Annotated in this window: 15 protein-coding genes; 14 read left to right on the top strand and 1 reads right to left on the bottom strand. The window is 57.8% G+C overall.

Annotation, left to right across the window (positions count from 1 at the left end; all coding sequences use genetic code 11):
• Positions 1 to 30: 30 nt before the first annotated feature.
• The gene (locus QML71_RS01620; protein WP_282010152.1) at positions 31 to 969 is read left to right on the top strand and encodes a formylglycine-generating enzyme family protein; all 939 of its coding nucleotides are present in this window, start codon (positions 31 to 33) and stop codon (positions 967 to 969) included.
• A 406-nt stretch (positions 970 to 1,375) separates the two neighbouring features.
• On the opposite strand, the gene QML71_RS01615 is transcribed toward QML71_RS01620, so the two are convergent.
• Positions 1,376 to 2,518, bottom strand: a complete 1,143-nt coding sequence (locus QML71_RS01615) for a PQQ-dependent sugar dehydrogenase (RefSeq protein ID WP_282010151.1) — start codon at positions 2,516 to 2,518, stop codon at positions 1,376 to 1,378.
• Between the two features lie 140 nt (positions 2,519 to 2,658).
• On the opposite strand from QML71_RS01615, the gene QML71_RS01610 reads away from it, so the two are divergent.
• The 13 genes from QML71_RS01610 (at position 2,659) to glnE (ending at position 22,652) form a co-directional block, all read left to right on the top strand.
• Positions 2,659 to 6,288, top strand: a complete 3,630-nt coding sequence (locus QML71_RS01610; protein WP_282010150.1) for a homocysteine S-methyltransferase family protein — start codon at positions 2,659 to 2,661, stop codon at positions 6,286 to 6,288.
• Positions 6,289 to 6,599: 311 nt separating this feature from the next.
• Entirely contained in the window at positions 6,600 to 9,026 is a 2,427-nt protein-coding gene (locus QML71_RS01605) for an ATP-dependent Clp protease ATP-binding subunit (protein WP_282010149.1), read from the top strand.
• A gap of 197 nt (positions 9,027 to 9,223) precedes the next feature.
• Complete coding sequence (bamA, locus tag QML71_RS01600; RefSeq protein ID WP_282010148.1) at positions 9,224 to 11,485, top strand: outer membrane protein assembly factor BamA; 2,262 nt, start codon at positions 9,224 to 9,226, stop codon at positions 11,483 to 11,485.
• Between the two features lie 25 nt (positions 11,486 to 11,510).
• Positions 11,511 to 12,059, top strand: coding sequence for an OmpH/Skp family outer membrane protein (locus tag QML71_RS01595; RefSeq protein WP_282010147.1), 549 nt, complete (start codon positions 11,511 to 11,513; stop codon positions 12,057 to 12,059).
• Positions 12,060 to 12,125: 66 nt separating this feature from the next.
• Positions 12,126 to 12,557, top strand: coding sequence for a 3-hydroxyacyl-ACP dehydratase FabZ (gene fabZ / locus QML71_RS01590; RefSeq protein WP_282010146.1), 432 nt, complete (start codon positions 12,126 to 12,128; stop codon positions 12,555 to 12,557).
• 110 nt (positions 12,558 to 12,667) lie between these two features.
• The gene (gene lpxA, locus QML71_RS01585; RefSeq protein ID WP_282010145.1) at positions 12,668 to 13,441 is read left to right on the top strand and encodes an acyl-ACP--UDP-N-acetylglucosamine O-acyltransferase; all 774 of its coding nucleotides are present in this window, start codon (positions 12,668 to 12,670) and stop codon (positions 13,439 to 13,441) included.
• A complete protein-coding gene (locus tag QML71_RS01580) occupies positions 13,438 to 14,409 on the top strand; it encodes a Gfo/Idh/MocA family protein (RefSeq protein WP_345742308.1) in 972 nt (323 codons plus the stop codon). Before lpxA ends, QML71_RS01580 begins: the two co-directional genes overlap by 4 nt.
• A 76-nt stretch (positions 14,410 to 14,485) precedes the next feature.
• On the top strand, positions 14,486 to 15,346 hold the full coding sequence (locus QML71_RS01575; protein ID WP_282010143.1) for an LpxI family protein: 861 nt from the start codon (positions 14,486 to 14,488) through the stop codon (positions 15,344 to 15,346).
• A complete protein-coding gene (gene lpxB, locus QML71_RS01570) occupies positions 15,343 to 16,503 on the top strand; it encodes a lipid-A-disaccharide synthase (protein ID WP_282010142.1) in 1,161 nt (386 codons plus the stop codon). Before QML71_RS01575 ends, lpxB begins: the two co-directional genes overlap by 4 nt.
• Positions 16,500 to 17,144, top strand: a complete 645-nt coding sequence (locus QML71_RS01565) for a lysophospholipid acyltransferase family protein (protein WP_282010141.1) — start codon at positions 16,500 to 16,502, stop codon at positions 17,142 to 17,144. The genes lpxB and QML71_RS01565 overlap by 4 nt, the downstream gene beginning before the upstream one ends.
• A 370-nt stretch (positions 17,145 to 17,514) precedes the next feature.
• Positions 17,515 to 17,853: a P-II family nitrogen regulator gene (locus QML71_RS01560; RefSeq protein WP_237097422.1), complete on the top strand. Its 339-nt coding sequence runs from the start codon at positions 17,515 to 17,517 to the stop codon at positions 17,851 to 17,853.
• A gap of 87 nt (positions 17,854 to 17,940) precedes the next feature.
• A complete protein-coding gene (gene glnA, locus QML71_RS01555; protein WP_282010140.1) occupies positions 17,941 to 19,353 on the top strand; it encodes a type I glutamate--ammonia ligase in 1,413 nt (470 codons plus the stop codon).
• 125 nt (positions 19,354 to 19,478) lie between these two features.
• On the top strand, positions 19,479 to 22,652 hold the full coding sequence (gene glnE / locus QML71_RS01550) for a bifunctional [glutamate--ammonia ligase]-adenylyl-L-tyrosine phosphorylase/[glutamate--ammonia-ligase] adenylyltransferase (RefSeq protein ID WP_282010139.1): 3,174 nt from the start codon (positions 19,479 to 19,481) through the stop codon (positions 22,650 to 22,652).
• The last annotated feature ends 34 nt before the right edge of the window (positions 22,653 to 22,686 follow it).

Raw genomic sequence — 22,686 nt, 5'->3', positions numbered from 1 at the left:
ATACCAGCATCCCCCGGTCCGGAAAAACTCATGGAACCCAGCAACCCAAAATCCCCGGCACCACGCAGTCCGCTCTGGCTGTGCGCCCTGATGCTGCTGGCGCTCACCGCCTGCACGCCGCCTGCGCCGGAAGGCATGGTGCTGATTCCCGACGGTTATTTCAGCATGGGCACCGATGAGGTGGACGAGAAAGGCCATGCCCTGTCGCTGGGCCTCAACAAGCCGTGGTTCGCCGACGAGTCGCCGCAGCAACGCCTGTCCCTGCCCGCGTTTTACATCGACAAGTACGAAGTCACCAACCTCGAGTATTACATTTTCACGCAGGCCACCGACCACCGCACCCCGTCCGGCTGGGACGGACCGAAGTACCCCGAAGGCCGCGATCATTATCCGGTGACGCAGGTGAATTTTTACGATGCGGCGGCCTACGCCGAATGGGCGGGCAAACGCCTGCCGACGGAGATGGAATGGGAAAAGGCGGCGCGCGGGCCGAACGTCATCGATTACCCCTGGGGCAACCGGTTCGATTTTTCCAAGGCCAACGTCAGCACCTCGCCGCGCAAGAAACGCGGGCAGGGACTGCAACCCATCGGCCAACACCCGGACGGGGCCAGCCCGTACGGCGTCGAGGACATGATCGGCAACGTGTGGGAGTGGATCTGGGATTACTACCTGCCCTATTCCGGCAACACCGACACCAATCTGAAATTCCCGAAGGATGTGGTGGTGGTGCGCGGCCTGTCGTACATGGGCGTCGGCCATTTCCCGGAGAAGGAATACCAAAAGGTGGTGGCGCTCAAATCGCGCGTGTCCTACCGCGAAAACCTGCACCCCATCCTGCGCAAACCGGATGTCGGCTTCCGCTGCGTGAAGGAAGTGCCGTCCACGTTTGAAATGCTGTTCGGCGACTGGTCCGGCAAACCCGCATCGGCGACCGCCACGCCTCAAAAGAACCCGCCGAAACCCTGATTTCCGTCTCCACCTTTCTTTACTGAACTAAAGAACCCAAACATCGATTCTTCGCTAACGCTCAGAAGGATACATCGTGGAAGGTCACCCTCACCCCAGCCCGTCAATCCGTGAGTGCTCCCGTCAAGGGAGAGGGGGCAGGCGTGGCCTGCGGCAAACGGGCTTATGCGTTTCAGGGAGAACGATGGTCTCCCAGCGCATTATAAATTCAGCGCGTATCCTCGGGCGTAGCCCGGTTCCTTCTCCCCTGGCGGGAGAAGGTTAGGATGAGGGGGAAGAAAAAGGAAAAATCTTGGCCCCCAGTGAGACACTCACCCATGAAAAACTGAGAAGCCGCGCGAAGATCTATACGTTATGCAAAGCTCCCCCTTAACCGAGAGGCAAAGTCAGGCCGCTGCCTGTATTGTCACTTCCCGGTGACGCGGTACACCACGCCCAGGTAGTCGTCGGAGATATAGAGATCGCCTTTGGGCGACACCGCCGCATCCACCGGCCGCCCGGCCTTGGACCCGTCTTTTTCCAGCCAACCCTCGATGAACACCTCGTCCGACTGAATGTTGCCCTCAGCGTCCAGTTGCAGACGCCGCACCTGATACCCGGCGGGCACCGAGCGGTTCCACGAACCGTGAAAGGCGATGAACACGCTGTTGCGGTAGCGCGCGGGCAACGTGCCATCCTGGTAAAATTCGAGACCCAGGGGCGCCATGTGGGCGGTGAAGGTGTGGGCCGGAAGCTCGGTGCGTTCGCAGTCGTAACGCGCCCCGAAATCGGGATCGGACACGCGGTCCTCATAACAATAGGGCCAGCCGTAGTGTTTGCCCTGGCGGATGATGTTGAGTTCTTCGCGCGGATGGTCGTCGCCCAGCCAGTCGCGGCCGTTGTTGACGCCCCACAGTTCGCCGGAGTACGGCGAGAACTCGATGCCCACCGAATTGCGCAGGCCGTGCGCGAAAATCTCTTCATTCTTGCCATCGACGTCGAAACGGATGATGGCAGCGCGCCAGCGGTGGTCCTCGATGCACACGTTGCAGGAGGAGCCGACCGAGAGATACAGCTTGCCGTCCTTAAACTTGATGGTGCGCGTCGAGTGGCCGCCGGTGGGGATGCCGGAAACGATCACCTCCGGCTCGCCAAAAGTGAAGGGCTTGGCGGTGCGTTTCAGCCGCACCACCCGGTGCTCTTCGGCTATATAGAGGTAATACCCCGAGTCCAACTGCAAAAAGGCCAGGCCGTGGGGTCCGTTGCCGCCCTCCATAATAGAGACCGCCCGGTCGGCGGTGCCGTCGCCGTCGGCGTCCGGCAGCGCCACCACCTTGCCCGCCTTGGTCTGTGACAGGAACATCACGCCCCCGTCGTCGAAGGCCATGTGGCGTGCTTTGGGGGCCTCGGCGAAGAGGGTGATTTGCAGGTCCTTCGGGTATTTCAGTTGATTTTTAAGGAGATTCCCGTAGTCCCGGTCCTGGGCCCAGCCGCATCCTTCGAGCGACAGCCACAGCAGGCCCAGGCAGACAATTCCGAAAGTTTTGAATCGCGTAACGGGTTTAAACATAATCAGTTAGCCCCCTCTGAAAAAGAGTTGAACCGAGTCCGCATCTTGTTCCGCTCAAGCGTATCATATATAGTATGGACTTCACCGATTACATCGACATACCACGCAAAATATTGCAAACCCATTGATTACGGAAACTTATGAAGTTTGAAGACGCTTTGAAAGAGCACGTTCTGGTGCTGGACGGTGCCATGGGCACCATGGTGCAGAACCTGGACGTCACCGACGAAACCTTTGGCGGGTCGCTGTTCCGCATGTTGACCGACCTGTTGACCTTTTCCCGGCCGGAATGGCTGGAAGATATCCATTTCAAATACCTCGATGCGGGTGCGAACCTCATCGAAACCAATACGTTCGGCGCATCGCCCCTGCGCCTGAAAGAGTTCGACTGGGCCAAGATCAACCAGGCTGTCATGCAGGCCGTGCCGGAAGGCCTCGACCTGAAACAGGGCGACCTGGAAGCCATCGCTTACCACCTGAACGTGGAGGGCTGCAAGATCGCCCGGCAGGCGATCGAACGCTACAAGGCCTCTGAGGGCTACGACGGCCGGCCGCTGTTCGTGGCCGGGTCCATCGGCCCGTCCAACTACGTCGTCTCCAGCACCGACGCCAACCTGGCCAAGGCCACCTTCGACATGATCGTGGACAACAACCGCATCCAGGTGGAAGGCATGATCGACGGCGGCGCCGACGTCATTTTATTTGAAACGCAGCAGGACATTCTGGAGACCAAGGCATCGGTCATCGGCGCGCAGCGCGCCTTTCAGAACAAAGGCAAGGTCCTGCCCATCATCGCCCAGGTCACGGTGGACGGGTTTTCCAAGATGCAGATTTTCAACACCGACATCCACGCCGCCTACACGGCGCTGGCGGGCATGGGCGTCACCGTGTTCGGCATGAACTGCAACGTCGGTCCCGAGGACCTGGTCTCGACGGTGAAACGCATCACCCATCTCAGCGCGCTGCCGGTCTCCGTCATCCCCAACGCCGGGCAACCATTCTCGGAGGACGGCGAAACCGTGTACAAGCTGGAGCCGGAGGCCATGGCCGAGATCATGAAACCCTTCGTCTATGAATATGGCGTGAACCTCGTCGGCGGCTGCTGCGGCACCAACCCGGAACACATCCGCGCCCTGCGCAAAATGGTCGGCGACGCCAAACCCCTGGAGCGTAAAATCGATCCTCGCACCTACATCTCCGGCCCGCAGGAAGCGGTGCTGCTGGACGGCTCGGAGAACCTGGTGCGCTTCGGCGAACGCCTGAACGCACGCGGCAGCAAAAAAGTGCGCGAAGCCGTGGAGAACGATGAGGGCGTGCGCATGGAGGAACTCGAAGAGGTGGTGCGCGAACAGTTGGAAGACCTGGGCATCGACATCATCGACGTGTGCATGGATTCCAACATCGTCGAGACCGAAAAGGTGCTGCCCGACGTCATCCACAGGATGACCACGGATTTCAAGGGCGCGATGGTGATCGACTCGTTCGCCGTGGAAGCGCTGGAAGCGGGACTCAAAACGTATCCCGGCCGCCCCATCATCAATTCCATCTCGCTCGAAGAATACGCCCCCGGCGTGTCCAAGCTCGATGCCGTGCTGAAAGTGACGGCGGAGCATCACCCGGTCTATATCGCGCTGGTCAACGGCGAATCCGGTCCGGCCATCACCGCCGACGAGAAATACGACCTGGCGGCGGAGATCGTCAAACAGTGCGGCGAGAAGTACGGCGTCACCCCGGATCAGATTCTGATCGACATCAACGCCTATCCCATCGGCAGCGAGTCGCAGGAAGGCATGAACTTTTCGCTGGAAGCGCTGGACAGCCTGCCGCGCATCAAAGCCATTCATCCCGATCTGCGCACGTCGATCGGTGTCGGCAACCTCACCGCGGGTCTGGCGAAGAAACCGTACATGCGCAAGGTGCTGACCAGCGTGTTCCTCGACGAAGGCCGGAAGCGCGGGCTCGACTGCGCCATCCTCAACCCCAATCACTACGTGCCGGTGGAGAGCCTGCCGCCGGAAGACGCGGAACTGGGACGCAAAGTCGTATTGGAACGCGACATGGACGCCTTCGAGCGGCTGGAGGAAATCGCCGAGCAAAAGAAAACCGGCGCCGTCAAGAAGAAGTCCAACTACGCCGACCTGTCTTTGGAAGACAGCATCTGCCAGAAAATCTTCGACGGGTATAAGGACAAGGAAAAAGGCATGGTCGAGGTGCAGGGGTTCCAGCACGAATACAACGACCGCATCGTGTTGCAAGCGGTTCAGACGGTGGGCAAACACGAGCCGCTGACCTTCATCAGCGATTACCTGATGAAAACCATGCGCGAGCTCGGCGACGGTTTCGGCCGCGGCGAGATCAGCCTGCCGCATCTGTTGAAAAGCGCCGACGTCATGCGCAGCGTCATGGGCTTCCTCGAAGCCTGGATGCGGCACACCAGCGGCGTCGAGCCGGGAGACGCCATCGCTTACAAAGGCACCGTCGTGCTGGGCACCGTCTATCAGGACGTGCACAGCATCGGCAAGGACCTCGCCAAAACGCTGCTCGACAACTACGGCTACCGCACCATCGACCTCGGCGTGCAGGTGCCGCTGGAAAACTTCGTGGAGACGGCGCGCAAGGAAAAGGCCGACGCCATCGGCATGAGCGCGCTGCTGGTGCAGACCTCCAACCACATGATCACCGTCGCCAAAATGCTGAAAGAGGAGAATTACGAGATTCCGATTCTCATCGGCGGCGCGCCGGTCAACCACCGGCATGCGGGCTATGTGGCCATGCACGGGCAGGACGATATGGAGAGCATCCTGTCCTCGGTGTTCTACTGCGAAAGCGGCATGGATGGCGTCAACACCATGAACAAACTGGTGGAGAAGGAAAAAGACCTGCTGAAAACCTTCATGTCCGAAAACCGCGAAAAGCTGATCCACCAGTACAAAAAAGCCAAGGGCATGGAAGAGGACCGGGCGAACCTGCTGAAATCGTTGAACCGGCGCAAGATCGATTTCAAAAAATACCAGCCCATCAAGAACGGCTACGGCATCCACAAGGTGGAGTTCAAGCTCAAAAAGCTGTCCGACGTGATCGATTCCAAAAGCCTGTTCTCGCTGAACTGGAAATACGGCAAGCAGTCGTCCTGGTCGAAAAAAGGCGTCACCATGGAAGACCTCAAACGCCTGCAGCAGGAGTGGATCGACAAGGCCGACGCCAACCAGTGGATCATCCCGCGCGCCCGGTTTGCGCTGCTGCCGGCGCAGAGCGAAGGCGACGAGGTGATCGTTTACGATCCGGAGGATTTGAGCCGGGAACTGGGCCGCATCACCTGGACCGTAAATATCGGGAAGGCAAAAAACGGCAAGCGCGACAAATTTTCTGTCGCCCAGTACTTCCATCCGAAAGAATCCGATGTTATGGATGTAGTAGGACTTCAAATCACCACCGCCGGATCGACGCTGGAGAAGGCCATCAACACCTTCAAGGCGGAAAATGACTCGGAATCGGGACTGTACCTGCAAGGCTTGGGGGACCGTATCGCCGAGGACTTCGCCGAATACGTTCACGGCCTGCTGCGGCAGCGCACCGGCACCAAGGATCGCGGGGGCGAACGTTACAGCCCCGGTTATCCGGCACTGGAAGACCTGATCAACAACAAGCGCATCCACGAGATCCTGGAATGTGAGGATCTGGGCATCACGCTGACGGACGCCAACGAGTTCAATCCGCCCAGCACCACCGCCGCCGTGGTGTGTTTCCACCCCGATGCGGGGTATTTTTAAGGCGCAGGCGGGCCTTCCGGCACCTTGGGAGATTCGCCACCGCAAACCAAAAAGAGTCTTTTTGGGCATTAATAATAAAGCGCGGGGGCTGCCGCGCCCAAACGGCCCTATTTACCGGAAAATCTCATAATTACCAGTAAAAAAAGAAGTTGCAGCAATACACGCGCGGAAAATAATCCTTGTATTATGGTAGTGGTTTGCTAAAATGCTTAATAGGATCACTAGCAGAAACTTGCAACTCCTTGTGGTTTGGAAGGTTTTGGGTGGTTTGGTAGCAGACCCGTTTTTCATTCTCTTTTGGAAAGAAAATCATGTTTAAGCGATTCACAGAAAGAGCCCGACGAGTCATCATCTTAGCGCGTGAGGAAGCTGAGCTGTATCGCCATGAGTACCTGGGTACGGAGCACATTCTTCAAGGCGTGATCAAGGACGGAGGCGGCATTGCCGTGGCCCTGCTCCAGAAATCCGGCGTCGATCTGAACCAGATCAAGCAGGAGTTGGAAAAGAATCTGCCGCGCAGTTCCAATTCTCTCGTTATCGGCGACATTCCGTTCACATCGCGGGCCAAAAAGGTCCTGGAATTCGCCGTCGAGGAAGCCCGTTCCCTGAACCACAATTACATTGGCACCGAGCACCTGCTGCTGGGTTTGTTGAAAGAAAAAGAAGGCGTGGCCTGCCGCGTGCTGAACAGTTTCGGCATGTATTTCGATGACGTGAAGGAAAAGCTGGTGGAGATGTTCAAAGAACCCGCCGAATCCTCGCGCGAAGCCGGCAAGACCCCGACGTTGGACGAGTTCAGCCGCGACCTGACGCAGATGGCGTTGGCCGGCAAGCTGGACCCCATCATCGGTCGCGCCAAGGAAATCGAGCGGGTGATTCAGATTCTGAGCCGCCGCACCAAGAACAACCCCGTCCTCATCGGCGAACCGGGGGTCGGCAAGACCGCCATCGTGGAAGGACTGGCGCAGTTGATCGTGGAGCGCGAGGTTCCGGATTCGTTGTTCGACAAGCGCGTGGTTTCCCTTGATCTGGGATCCCTGATCGCCGGTACCAAGTACCGCGGTCAGTTTGAAGCCCGGCTGAAGGGAATCATGAAAGAGATCACGCAAAACGACAACATCATCCTGTTCATCGACGAATTGCACACCCTCGTCGGCGCCGGCGCCGCGGAAGGTTCCGTGGACGCTTCCAACATGCTGAAGCCCGCGTTGTCGCGCGGCGAAATCCAGTGTGTGGGCGCCACCACCCTCGAGGAGTACCGCAAGTACATCGAAAAGAACGGCGCGCTGGAACGCCGCTTCCAGCCGATCATCGTCAATCCGCCGTCGGTGGAGGAAACCATCGAGATCATCCGTGGCCTCAAGGTGCCCTACGAAGTGCACCACAAGGCCAAGATCACCGATGAGGCCATCATCACCGCCGTCCGGTTTGCGGACCGGTACATCAACGACCGGTTCCTGCCCGACAAGGCGATCGACGTGATCGACGAAGCCGGTTCCCGGGTGCGTCTCCGCAAGGCCACGCAGTCTCCGGAAATGCGCGAGATCCAGCGGGAAATCGACACCCTCGTTCGCGAGAAGAAAGTGCGTATCGAGAACCAGGAGTTCGAAAAAGCCGTGGACCTGCGCGACAAGGAAGAAGAACTGCGCACCCGGCTGGAACAGGCGCGGAACAGTTGGGAGCAGGAAAATCAGTTGCAGGAACCCAACATCACGGAAGAGGACATCGCCGCCGTCGTTTCCAGCATGACGGGCATTCCGCTCAATCGCATCGAAGAGAAGGAATCCACCCGCCTGCTCAACATGGCGGAGGAGCTGGGCAACAAGATCGTCGGCCAGAAGGAAGCGGTCGAGGCCATCACCAAGGCCATTCGCCGTTCGCGGTCCGGACTCAAGGACATGCGGCGGCCGATCGGCACCTTCCTGTTCCTCGGTCCGACGGGTGTCGGTAAAACGGAGTTGGCCGGTGCTTTGGCCGAGTTCCTGTTCGGCCAGCGCGATGCGCTCATCCGCCTCGACATGTCCGAGTACATGGAGAAATTCAACGTCTCCCGCCTCACCGGCGCACCTCCCGGCTACGTGGGTTACGAAGAAGGCGGGCAGTTGACCGAAAAGGTCCGGCGCAAACCGTACTCCGTGGTCCTGTTCGACGAGATCGAAAAAGCCAACCCGGATGTCTTCCACCTGCTGTTGCAGATCATGGACGATGGCCGGTTGACCGACAGCTACGGTCGCAACATCGATTTCAAGAACACCGTCATCATCATGACTTCCAACATCAGTTCCAAGATGCTGGACAAGGGGTCCCTCGGATTCCACAAGGACGACGTGGACATGAGTTTCGACAAGATGGAAAAGGATCTCAAACAGGATCTGCGCAAAACGTTCAATCCGGAGTTCCTCAACCGGTTGAACGACGTGGTCGTGTTCCATCCGTTGACACTGGAAGACGTAACGCAGATCCTCGACATCCAACTGCAACAGTTGAACGAGCAGTTGATCCAGCAGGGTCTGACCATCGACATGTCGGAAGACGCCAAGAAGTGGCTGGCCGAAAAGGGCTATGACCGCAACTTCGGCGCCCGGCCGTTGAAGCGCGCCATTCAGAAACATCTGGAAGACGTGCTGTCCGACGAAATGCTCAAGGGCCGCTTCAAATCCGGCGGTGTGGTGGAAGTCACTCTCGGAGACGACGAACTCGTCTTCACCGAAAAGACCGGGGCGCTCAACACCGCGTGATGGTGTGAGCGCCGCAGTCCGGCGCAAAGCGTGTCCACCATTGATTTTTCTAGACAAGGTATTAAGCTTTATGGTTGTTTAGGCCGTAAAGCTTAATACTTTTTTTTGCCCGAAAACCCACCCATTCCCATAAAACATTGGACGCATGCCCTTTTGTACTTCACCGGTCAGGTCCACCGGCACGGATTTGCCGGTTTGTGCTTGCGTGCCTCCTGTTGCTGCTGATCCCTTTCTGGTGCGCTCCTGGCTGGGCGCAACTCGCCGCCGACCCCATCGTCCGCGGCATTGAAATCCGCGGCAATCAGCGGGTGGATGCCTCCACCATCCTGTATTACATTCAGACGAAAGTCGGCGAGCCCCTGTCCCGCGCCCTCGTCGGCAAGGACATCGAGCAGATTTACAGCCTCGGCCAGTTTTCCGACATCCGCGTCGAGACCCAACCGATGGCCGACGGTGTGACCGTCATTTACAGGGTCGAGGAAATCCCCTCGGTCGGCGACGTGAAATTCAAAGGCAATACCAGCCTCAAAACCGAAGACCTGCGCCCCTTGATTTCCCTCAAGCGTGGCGCCACCTTCCGCGAGCATCTCATCCAGGACAGCATCACCAAGCTCACCGCGCATTACAAGGAAAAGGCCTTCTTTCTGGTGCAGATCGATATCCAGCACCAGATCAGCAAAAACGGGCTGGTGAATGTGGTCATCGAGATCAAGGAAGGCGAGAAGGTCAAGATCGAGGAAGTCCGGTTTCACGGCAACAAGGCCTTCGATCACGGCGAACTCGAAGATCACATGGAAACCAAGGAAGAAACCTGGCTGTCGTGGTTCGACGAATCCGGCATCTACAAAAAGGACGTGCTGCGCATCGACGTCCTGCGGCTGGAGTCCTTTTATCACGACCACGGTTTCCTCAAGGTCCGCATTCAGGACCCGACTCTTGAGATCAACCGCGAGGACAAGGAAATTTACGTCGATATTCATATCGACGAAGGCGAGCAGTACCGGCTGGGAGGCATCACCGTCGAAGGCGATGAGACCTACTCGCGTGAAGAGCTGCTGACAGTCATCCAGTCGAAGAAGGGAGAAATCTACAACGCCACGCAAATACGGGAAGACGCGTTGAAGATATCCGAACTGTATTCCGAAAAAGGCTACGCCTACGCCGACGCCCTGCCGCAGACACTGCTCGACGAAGAAAGCAAAACCGTCGATGTCGAAGTCAACGTCAACCCCGGACGCAAAGTGTATGTCGGCAAGGTGGACATTTACGGCAACACCCGCACCCAGGACAACGTCATCCGCCGCGAGTACCGCCTGAAGGAAGGGGAGCTGTTCAACAGCAAGAAACTCAAGCGCACCAAGCAGCGCATCAACAACCTCGGTTTTTTTGAAAGCGTGAAGATCGACACCCGCCGCGGCGACAGCCCGGAGCTGGTCGATCTCACCACCACCGTCACCGAACGCCCCACGGGCGCGGTGACCTTCGGCGCTGGGTTCAGTTCCGTCGAGAAAGTCATCTTCAACGCCTCCATCTCGCAGAACAACCTGTTCGGCACCGGACGCAGCCTGAACCTGTCCACCGACCTTTCGGCCCGGCGCACCAACTTCAATTTCAATTTCACCGATCCCCGAATCTTTGACAGCGATATTTCCGCCGGCCTCGATCTGTTCAACCGCCGGTCGAACTTTTTCAGCTTCGACAGCCGCTCCACCGGCGGCGGCATCCGGCTGGGTAAAAACCTTTCGGAAACCGACTGGCTGGGATTCGGTTACCGGTTCGAGAACGTCCAGATCTCCGATGTGGATCCGGCCAGCCAGACCACGTTCCTGCAAAACGGCACACGCACCACCAGCCGCATCGGCCCCACCTTCATCCGCGACACCCGCGATGACTTTTTAAACCCTACACAGGGCACCCGGCATGTGGTACGATTTGAGTTCGCCGGGAGCTTTCTGGGCGGCGCTGACTTTCACAAGACCAGTTACGAAGGCACGTATTACCAGCCTCTGATCGGCCAACTGGTCCTCGCCCTGCACGGAGAAGTCCAGTTTGCGGAGGGTTACGGCAGCGACGAACTCCCGATCTTCGAACGTTACTTCATGGGTGGTTCCAATTCGCTGCGCGGGTTCACCATCCGCCAGGTCGGTCCCAAAGACCGGAACGGCGACCCCATCGGCGGTGACCAGGCCCTGCTGCTCAATGTGGAACTGCAATACCCGGTCACCAAGGAATTTCGAATCTTCGGATTCTACGACCGGGGCAACGTGTATGGGGATGGGTTCGATACCTCGACCACATCAAGGCACATCGACCTTGCCAACATGCGCCAAAGCGTGGGCGGCGGCGTTCGGTTCCTCAGTCCCTTCGGTCCCATTTCCCTTGCATACGGTATCAAACTCGACGCGGTGCCCGGCGACACCAACGCCGAATTTCACTTCTCCGCGGGCAATGCTTTTTAACGACGCATCATTAAGAGAGGTTTCAATGAACAGGACAGGAAACAACATCGCACCCATATGGAAAATGGTTCTGGTGCTGGGTTTGGCTTGGGCTCTGCTCCCGTTTTCCACCACCCAGGCCCGCGCCGCCGATGTGAAAATCGGCTTCATCAACATGCAGCAGGCGGTTTCCGGCACCCAAGAATTCAAGAACGCCCTGCAGAAATTCAAAACGGATTTCGATGAAGAAAAGAAACGCATCGCGCTCAAGGAAAAACGCGTGCAGAACCTCCTGGAAGAAATCAACAAGCAGAGCTTTGTTCTCGATCCCAACCTGAAGAAGAAAAAGGAAGAGCGTTTCATTCAGGAAAAAAAGGATCTGGAGCGTTACGTGCAGGATCGCAATGACGAGTTCGCCCGCAAGGAGCAGGAGATCACCAATCGCATCCTGAAAAAAATGATGGGGGTCATTCAAAAACTCGGCAAGCAGAAAAATCTGACCATGATCCTGGAACAGAAAACCGTTTTTTACAGCGATGCGTCCGCGGACTTGACCCAGCTGGCGACCGAGACCTACAACCGCGTTCATAAATGACACGCGGAGGCTCCGGCTGCCGGTTTCCAAAAATATCGGCGTGCACGCCCACTCTTTGAGGAAACCATGCTCGACATCAACGACATCAAGAAAATCATTCCGCACCGTTACCCGCTTTTGCTGGTGGACAAGGTGATCGAATGCGATGACGACAGCCGCATCGTCGGCATCAAGAACGTGACGCACAACGAGCCGTTTTTCCCCGGTCATTTTCCGGAATACCCGGTCATGCCCGGCGTCCTGATCATCGAAGCCATGGCTCAGGTCGCCTGCATCCTGGCACTCCGGGTCCTCAAAAAAGAAGGCCATGCCTCGGTGCTGTTCACCGGCATCGACGGCGTTAAATTCCGCAAACCCGTGCTGCCCGGCGACACCCTGCGCATGGAATTGACCAAGATCAAGCAACGCGGCGAACTGTTCCGCTTCCAGGGACAGGCCTTTGTCGGGGACACGGTGGTGGCCGAGGGCCAAATCCAAGCCATTCTCGGAAAAGATTGAAAACGTTTGCCCTCAGGGTTTACAATCGATCTGTACCAAGTGTGCGGACTGCACCCTGACCCGCCGCCCGTTCGACCCCGGCCGCAACTCTCAACCACGGAACCCATTCAGTGACCATCGCCCATACTGCCATCATCGATCCCGCAGCCCAACTCGGCCCCAACGTTCAGGTCGGCCATTACAGCCTCATCGGTTCCAACGTGACCATTGGCGAAGGCACCGAAATCGGCCCGCACGTGTTGATCGAGCCCGGCACCACCATTGGCGGAAACTGCCGCATCTTTCAGGGCGCGCAGATTGGCGGTGAGCCGCAGATTACCGGCTTCAAACGCGATATGCCGACGACCACCCGCATCGGCGACAACACCGTCATCCGCGAATACGTCACCATCCACCGTTCCGGCATCGAGAACGAGGCCACCACCGTCGGCAGCCATTGCATGCTGATGGGGTACGCACATGTCGCGCACGACTGCCACATCGGCAACCACGTGGTGGTGGTCAACTACGCGGGCTTGTCCGGGCACATTGTGGTGGAGGATTTCGCCTTCATTTCCGGCCAGGTCGGTATCCACCAGCACGTGCGCGTCGGCACCTGCGCCATGGTGGGCGGCATGTCCGGCGTCAACCAGGACGTCCTGCCCTACACCACCGTCGCGGGAAACCCGGCTGGGCTGGTCGGCCTCAATGCCGTCGGTCTCCGGCGGCGCGATATCAAGCCGGAGGTGCGCACCGCCGTCAAAACGGCCATCAAACTGATCCGCAGTCCGGAGTGGAACACGACTCAGGTGATTGAAAAGATCGAGGCGGAAATTGAAATGCACCCCGAAATCCGATATCTTATTGATTTTATGAAGAACTCAAAACGAGGATTTATCGATTGATGGAAGCACTGCGAGCCGGCGTGGTCGGCATTGGGAAAATGGGGTTGTATCATGTCGGCGTGCTGGCCGAAATGCGCGACCTCAAGTTGACACACATCTCCGACGTCAACGAAGAACGTTGCCAGGAAATCAGCCAACGATTCGGCCTGACTCCGGTCACCGATTATAAGGACATGTTCGGCAAGGTGGATGTCGTGGTCGTGGCCGTCCCCACCGTCCTGCACTACCCGGTCACCAAAGATTTTCTGAACGCGGGCATTCATGTGCTGCTGGAAAAACCGTGCGCCAACAACCTCGACCACGCACGCGAAATGTTCGACATCGCCGAGAAAAAAAACCTCATCCTGCACATCGGTCATGTCGAGCGCTTCAACGGCGCCGTCCAGGAACTGCACAAACTGGTGCAGGACCCGGTGTTCGTCGAATGCAAACGCACGGGGCCGTTCAACCAGCGCATCAAGGATGACGGTGTGGTGCTCGACATCATGATTCACGACATCGACATCGTGCTCAACCTGATGCAATCGAAGGTGATCAGCACCAACGTCATGGGCACATCCGTGTTCTCCGGGCGGGACGACCTGGTGAACGTGCAGATGGTGTTCGAAAACGGATGCATGGCCAACATCATCGCCAGCCGCGCCTCGCAGAATAAAATCCGCACGCTGTCGGTGACGCAGAAGGAATCTTACGTGCTGCTCGATTACACCGATCAGGAAATTTACGTACACCGCCAGTCTTCGTCCGAACACCAGTTGAGCAAGGACACCCTCCGCTACAAGCAGGAGTCCCTGATCGAACGGATTTTCGTTCACAAGGACAACCCGCTCAAACTGGAGTTGCAGCATTTTCTGGACTGCGTGCAAAACGGCACCCCGCGCAATGTCGCCGTGGACAAGGAACTGTACTCGCTGGAAATCGCCCTCGGCATCGTGGACACCTTCAACCGGCAGAGAACCGGAACGTGAGGAAACGCGCCCGCCGCGCCTCACCTTCCACACATTCTTTCCGGCCGGGCGCCGCCGCCATCGGGAACCAACGATCATGAACCACGACAGCGCACAACCCATCGGCCTGATCGCCGGCGCCGGGGCCATCCCCGTGTACTTCGCCCGCAAGGCGAAGGAGCGCGGCATCCCGCTGATCTCCGTGTCGTTCACCGAAGCCATTGGTGACACCCTCAAGCCGTACGTCGAAAAAAATTTCTGCATCAGCCCGGTCAAAGCCGGACAGATTTTCAAAGCCCTCGAAGACACCCATGTCCGCGACGTCCTCATTTTAGGCAAGGTCGATAAGGCGATGGTGTTCCAACCGCAGATGTTCGACATGGTCTCCCTCAAGATCATGATGTCTCTGGCCACCAATCAGGACAAAACCATTCTGGTCCGTATCATTGAGGAAGTGGAGAAACGCGGCTACACCGTACTCAACCAGATGGATTTCATGCAAGAACTGTATCCGTCCGCCGGAGTGTTGACCCGCACCCGGCCGTCCAAAAAAGCGCTGGCCGATATCGACACCGGGTTTCCCATCGCCCGCTACATGGCCGACCAGGAAATCGGGCAGACGCTGGTGGTGAAGGACGGCACCGTGATCGCCGTGGAAGCGGTGGAAGGCACCGACAACGCCATCGCCCGCGGTTGCGAGCTGTCGCAGGGCGGCTGCACCGTCATCAAAGTCAGCCGCACCGATCAGGATTACCGTTTCGACAGCCCCGGCATTGGACCGAAAACCATCGAGCAATTGATCGCGGGCAAGGCGGCGGTGCTGGCTCTTGAGGCCGGGCGCGTTATGATCATCGAACAGGAAACCGTGATTGACATGGCGGATGCGGCAGGCCTCGCCATCATCTGCGTGGACCCGCCCGATCAGGCGGACACCCCCCAGCCCCCGGAATCCGCATGACTGCATCCGCCCAGCGCCTCCTGATCGTCGCCGGGGAAGCCTCCGGCGACCTGCACGGCGGCAATCTCGTCACCGCCATGAAGCAACGCCATCCCGGCCTTGCCTTCCAGGGCGTCGGCGGCCACCACATGCAAAGCGCGGGCGTCGAAACCCTGTTCGACATTCAACGCATGGGGGGCATGGGCTTGTTCGAATTCTTCAGCAACCTCTGGCACCACCTCGTCATCTTCCGCAAGCTGTCGCGCGAAATCGCCAAGGGCCGGTACGCCGGGGCCATCCTCATCAATTACCCGTTTTTCAACCTGCGCCTGGCGAAGGTGTGCAAACGCTACAACTGTCCGGTTTACTATTTCATCAGCCCGCAGGTGTGGGCCTCACGTAAAGGACGCATCCACACCATTGCCGAGACCGGGAAAAAGATGTACGTCATCCTGCCGTTCGAAAAAGACATCTATCGCGAAGTGGACATGGATGTGGAGTACCTCGGCCACCCGTTCGTGGACATCGCCCGGCCGCGCCTGTCCAAAGACGAGGCCCTCCGCGAGTTCGGGCTCGATCCCAACGTCCAAACCGTCGGCCTCATGCCCGGCAGCCGCATGAGCGAAATCAACTTTCTGCTGGAGGACATGCTGGGCGCCGCCCACATCATCCACAATGAACTGGGCGCCTGCCAGTTTCTGCTGCCCGTCGCCGACTCCATCGACCCCGATCTCATTCGCGACCGCCTCGGCGAAAACCCGCTGGGAATCCGCATCGTCACCGGGCGCAATTACGAAGTCATGGCCACCAGCGATTTTCTGATCATGGCTTCCGGTTCCGCCACGCTGGAAGCGGGGTTGCTGGAATGCCCGATGCTCATCATTTACAAGGTGCATCCGGTGACCTACTTCATCGCCCGTTTTTTCACCGACATCCGCCTGTTTGGCCTGATCAACATCGTCGCCGAAGAACAGGTGGCGACGGAATTGCTGAACGAACAGGTGACGCCCAAAGCCATCGCCGACGAAACGTTGAAGGTCCTGAACGATGCCGAGCGCGCCGCCCGGTTTCATCAGCAACTGAAAGACGTGCGCCGCTCCCTGGGCGAGCCCGGCGTGGTGGACCGCATCGCGCAGAACATTCTCGATTCGTTGAACCCGCCTGCACCCGGCCGATGAAAAAACTCCTCTTCAACCACATCCTTCCGCCCATCCTGTACAGCATCGTGATCCTGTGGTTCAAAACCCTGCGTATCGAATGCATGGATCCGAACATGAAGCGGGAAATTTTTATGGATGGCCGACCGCACATCCTGACCTGCTGGCACCAGCATCTGGGGTTGTTGTATTACCACCTGCGCGGCTGGGAAGACCTGACCATCCTCATCAGTCCCAGCGCCGACGGCGACCTCGCCGCCCGCATGTCGCAAATGGCGGGGTACCGCGTGGTGCGCGGCTCGTCGTACAAACAACCCGTCGCCAGTTCGCGCTCCCTGCTGCGCGCCCTGAAACAGGGCTTGAGCATCGGCATCATGGCGGACGGATCGCGCGGTCCCCTGCATGTGGCGCAAATGGGAGCCGTGTACCTGAGCCGCATAACCGGTGCCCCCTATTCCGCCATTTCCTGGGATGCCCGCTGGAAAATCCAACTCAACAGCTGGGACCGGTTCATCCTGCCCCTGCCCTTCAGCCGCTGCCGGGTTCAGTACGGACCGTTCGTGACCGTTCCCCGCGACGCCGACGACGCCCAGCTGGAAGCCCACCGGCAGGAGTTGGAAAACCAATTGAAACAACTCGCCGAAGAAGTTTCCTGGCACTGATTGCCTCAATTTCAGTCACTGTTTCCAGAGTTGTCGCATTTTAGGGCAATGATTGCGTCCATCGCCGCCCCCATGTGGGAGGGCTTGCCGCCGCACACAAATAACATGCTGAATTATAAGGACTAAACTATCCAAAGAATTGCACCCAAATTTAAGGGATTGGCACGAAAATTGTTTATTATCTTGCTATCTAAAGTCTTGGACGACAGCGTATTCATTAAAATTTGCTGGCCCGGATGAAGATTTTGGTTTAAGGTTCCATTCCATCGACCTATCCAAACCAGCTTGCCCCCAACAAACCAGGCCGACGCACCAATTTTGCCTTCTGGCGGGGAAACGGAGATCGTTAATTTCGACGCGAGGACATGTTATGAAAAAAGTGGAGGCAGTGATCAAGCCGTTCAAGCTCGACGAGGTCAAGGACAAGCTCAACGAGATCGGCATCAAAGGTATTACCGTGAGCGAGGTCAAAGGGTTCGGCAGGCAGAAGGGGCATACCGAACTGTACCGGGGCGCCGAGTACGTCGTGGATTTCCTTCCCAAAATCAAGCTGGAAATCATCATCCCGGACAACCAGCTCGACGACGTCGTGGACGCCATCATGAAGAGCGCCCAGACCGGCCGTATCGGCGACGGCAAAATCTTCGTCACCGACCTGGTTGACACCATTCGAATTCGCACCGGGGAGCGTGGCGAAGAAGCCATCTGACCCTGTAAAGCACCTGCCGGCGATGGACCCCGATTTCCTCGACCGTGTACTGAACTATTATCCATATCTAAGCTTGAGGAGAGCACAATGACCCCCAAAGAGGTAATCGATTTCGCAAAGAATAAAAATGCCGAGATGGTGGACCTGAAGTTCATGGACCTTCTGGGTACATGGCAGCATTTCAGCGTTCCCATGAGCGAGCTGGAAGAGCATTTGTTTGAAGAAGGACTGGGGTTCGACGGGTCCAGCATCCGCGGCTGGCAGGCCATCAACGCCAGCGACATGCTGGTCATGCCGGACGCTTCCAGCGCCGTGATGGATCCCTTCATGCAGGTTCCCACCGTCAGCATGATCTGCAACATTGTCGATCCGATCACCAAGGAAAAATACACGCGCGACCCGCGCAACATCGCGCAGAAAGCGGAAGCGTATCTGAAATCGACGGGCATCGGCGACACGGCGTTTTTCGGCCCGGAGCCGGAGTTTTTCATCTTCGACGACGTGCGTTACGAAGTGGACATCAACCGCTCCGCCTACTACATCGATTCGCGCGAAGGCAACTGGAACACCGGCCGCGATGAAGGCCCCAACCTCGGTTACAAGCCGCGTCACAAAGAAGGTTATTTCCCGGTCGCGCCGAGCGACAGCCTGCAGGATATCCGTACCGAAATGCTGCTGCTCATGGAGAAGGTCGGCATCCCGATGGAATGCCACCATCATGAAGTCGCTTCCGGCGGTCAGTGCGAAATCGACATGCGTTTCAGCAGCATGGTGAAATGCGCCGACAACCTGATGTGGTTCAAGTACATCGTCAAGAACGTCGCGCGTCGCCATAACAAGACCGCGACCTTCATGCCGAAACCCATTTATGGAGACAACGGCTCCGGCATGCACGTGCACCAGAGCATCTGGAAAGACGGCAAGCCCTTGTTCGCCGGCAACAGCTACGCCGGCATGAGCGAGATGGGCATGCACTACATCGGCGGCATTCTGAAACATTCGCGCTCACTGGCGGCATTCGCCGCCCCGACCAACAACTCGTACAAACGGCTGGTGCCGGGTTACGAAGCGCCGGTCAACCTGGCTTATTCCAGCCGTAACCGCAGCGCCTCGGTCCGCATTCCCATGTATTCGGCGAGCCCCAAAGCCAAGCGTATGGAGTGCCGGTTCCCGGACCCCTCGGCCAACGGCTATCTGGCATTCTCGGCCATGTTGATGGCGGGCCTCGATGGCATCGAAAACAAAATCGATCCCGGCGAGCCGCTGGACAAGGACATCTACGCCCTCGGGCCGGAAGACCTGGCCAACATCCCGAGCCTGCCGGCTTCTCTTGAGGAAGCGCTGAAGTGCCTGGAGGAAGACCACGAGTACCTGCTCAAAGGCGACGTGTTCACGCAGGACATCATCGACCGTTGGATCTCCTACAAGCAGGAGCATGAGATTGCGCCGGTCCGGCTGCGCCCGCATCCTTACGAGTTCTACCTGTACTACGACGTGTAAAGAGGCGGAGTCCCTGGCGTCTCCCCGCTCGACACGGTTGAATTTGAAAACCCCTCCGGATAATTCCGGAGGGGTTTTTTATATGATAAAGTGAAGCCCATGATTCCCTCTTGCCCGATTCCATCATGAACATCGTTACCCGCTTGAGTTCCCTCGTGCTGCAAGGCGAAACCTGGTCGGACTCGTGGAGCGAGCCGCTGACCGGCGTCGGCTTTGACGACGCCAAAAAAGCCTGGCACAACCTCATGGTGCTGAAAGACCATGCCAATTTTTCCGAGCTGTACCCTTCTTTTTTTCCATCGTTGCTGGAATGTCTCGATCATTCCTACGATCCGGACCTTGCGCTCAATAATTTCGAGCGGCTCGCCGGGAAACTGGAAGACAAGGAGTACTTTTATTCTTTCCTCACTCGCGAACCGGAATTTTTGAATGCGCTCATTATCCTGTTTTCCGGCAGTCAGATTCTGACCGACTCGCTGCTCCGTCATCCGGAGTTTTTCGACTGGCTCGCCGAACCGGACACACTGAACGAGACCCAGACCCGGGACCAGATTTACCGCGACTTTTATACACTCAAGGATCTGTCTCCGCCAAAAACCACGACGCCGTCCTTGCTGCGCACATTCAAAAAACGGGAATACATCCGCATCGGTTTGCGCGATCTCATGGGCCTTGCCGGCACCCGGGAGACATTGGAAAACCTGTCGGACCTCGCCGACGTGTGCCTGCAAGTCGCTTACGAATACGCGCATCGCGAGTTGGTCGCCAAACACGGCGTCCCTCTTTTCCGCGATATCGATGACACGGAAAAAGAATCCGAGTTCGCCATCCTGTCGATGGGCAAGCTGGGCGGACGCGAACTGAATTACAGTTCGGACATCGACCTCATCTATATCTACACCAGTGGGCAGGGCGAAACGCAGCCGCAAAACGGAATCACGCCCACCGTCGGCCCCATCACGAGCTACGAGTTCCACACCAAGCTGGGCCAACACATCACCCGCACCATCAACGAAATCACGGCAGAGGGCAACGTGTTCCGTGTCGATTTGAACCTGCGGCCGGAAGGCCAGAGCGGCGAGATCGCGCATTCTCTTTCCTTTTGCGAAACCTATTACGAATCGGTGGGACGCACCTGGGAACGACAGGCGCTGATCAAGGCCCGCGTGTCCGCCGGCAGCGAACGGTTGGGCTCGCAGTTTTTTTCCATGATCCGGCCGTTCGTGTACCGCAAAACGCTCGACTTCAACTCCATCGAGGAAGTGAAATCCCTGAAGCGCAAGGTGGACGCCAACCTGAAGCAAAAGAAACAGGAAAAAGGCAACATCAAACTGGGGTTCGGCGGCATCCGCGAAATCGAATTCATCATCCAGTCCTATCAATTGTTGTTCGGGGGCCGCGACTCCAGCCTGCGCGATGCCAGCACACTGACCACGCTGGCAAAACTCAAGGAACGGGAATATTTCGAAGAAGACGACTATCGGAAGCTGCACGATGCGTATATTTTTCTGCGCAATCTGGAGAACCGCGTGCAACTGGCCTTTGGCCTGCAAACCTACAGCATCCCGAAAAAGACGCGCAGCCAGGCGGTGCTTGCCCGCAAAATGGGATTCGAGGCCGAGACCCCGCAAGAGCTGGCCGATCGATTGCATGAGGAATTCAACCGCCACACGCAGTTTGTCGGCGCCCTGTTCAGCCAGCTGTTCTCCGCCGACGAGGATCAGAAGGCGGCGCACAACACATCCCAAAAATGGGACGCGCGTCAGGACATCGAAAGCCGGTTTTCCGAAGAGTACCTGGAACAATTCCCGTTCGCCGACCCCAAACGCGCCTATCAATTTTTCTGTTCCCTGCGCGACGGCTCCACATCGCAACCGGCAACGGAACGCGGCATCCACATCTTCTACAAAGTGCTGCCCAAAATTTTGGGCCGCTGCCGCCAGGCGCCGAATGCCAATGCCGCCGTGGAAAACCTAGTCAAATTTCTCGAGGCCAGCAAAGCCCGCGAGAGTTATCTAGCGCTGTTGAACGACAATGAAAAATTTCTGGAGTTGCTGCTCATCCTGTTCGGCGCCAGCGAAACACTCTCCGCGTTTTTGATCAAGCAGCCCAACTTCATCGACGTGTTGTCCAACGTCGAATCGCTGTACCGGTTCAAGACACCGGAAAAGATGCAGCGCGAGTTGCAGGAAATTCTCAACCCCTGCAACACACTGGAGCAACGCAACCTCGCTCTGCGCTGGTTCAAGCAGGCGGAGGAATTGCGCATTGGCATGCGTTACCTGATTCACGAGGCGGACCTGCCCGGCACGCTGATGGACCTGTCCAACCTCGCGGACCTTTACCTGAAGTCCGTGCTCAATCTGGCATGGGAGCGCGTGCAGGGCGATGCCAAAGACACACTGAAACGCGAACGGTTTGCCATCATTGGCCTGGGCAAGCTGGGCGGACGCGAACTCAATTTCGGGTCCGACCTCGATATCATCTTCATCTACGGCCAGGACGACGAGGCCCCGGCGGAGGACCTGCCCGCCGTGACCCTGTATTCCCAGATCGCGCAAAGCATCTATCAGCTTTCATCGGAAAGCTCGGCGGTCGGTCCGGCTTATAAAATCGATACCGACCTGCGGCCGGAGGGCAGCCGCGGCGCGCTGGTGCTTTCTCTCAAAGGCTACCGGGATTATTTCGAGTCGCGGGGCCGCATCTGGGAACAGCAGGCGATGACCCGCGCCCGCTTCATCGCCGGGGACGAAGACCTGGGCCAGCGGTTTCTGGAGGTGGCGCACCGCTTCACCTACCGCTCCAAACTGGAATACGGCTCGCTCATCGAAATCGCGCGCCTGCGCGAACGCATGGAAAAAGAACTGGCGGAGGAAAGCAAAAAAGGCAGGAACGTAAAACTGGGTCACGGCGGGCTGGCGGATATCGAATTCACCGTGCAAATCCTGCAACTGATGCACGGCCGGCGCAATCCCAAGCTGCGCGCCACACACACCTTGGAAATCATCTCCACCCTGTCGGCGTACGGCATCCTGCACCACGACCAGGCGGAACGGCTGCAGAAACAATATCAGTTTCTGCGCAACCTGGAGTGCAGCCTGCGGTTGATGAACCCGCAATCGACCAACCATCTGCCGAAAGACCCCGTCATGCTGGAAGTGCTGGCGCGCATGCTGGGCTACCGCTCAGAAACCGGAGACGCGGCAGAGGCCTTGCTGGAGGATTACGAACACACCACTCAGGGCGTGCGCACTTTCTACACCACCAACCTGGACACCTTCCTCAGGACGGCCCTGTAGAACGTCGTTGCGTTTGTCTGAGAGGAGAACGAAA

This window comes from Nitrospina watsonii, from assembly GCF_946900835.1.
Lineage (GTDB): Bacteria > Nitrospinota > Nitrospinia > Nitrospinales > Nitrospinaceae > Nitrospina > Nitrospina watsonii.
The sequence above is the reverse complement of the archived record's forward strand: the minus strand, read 5'-3'. Positions and strand labels throughout refer to the sequence as shown.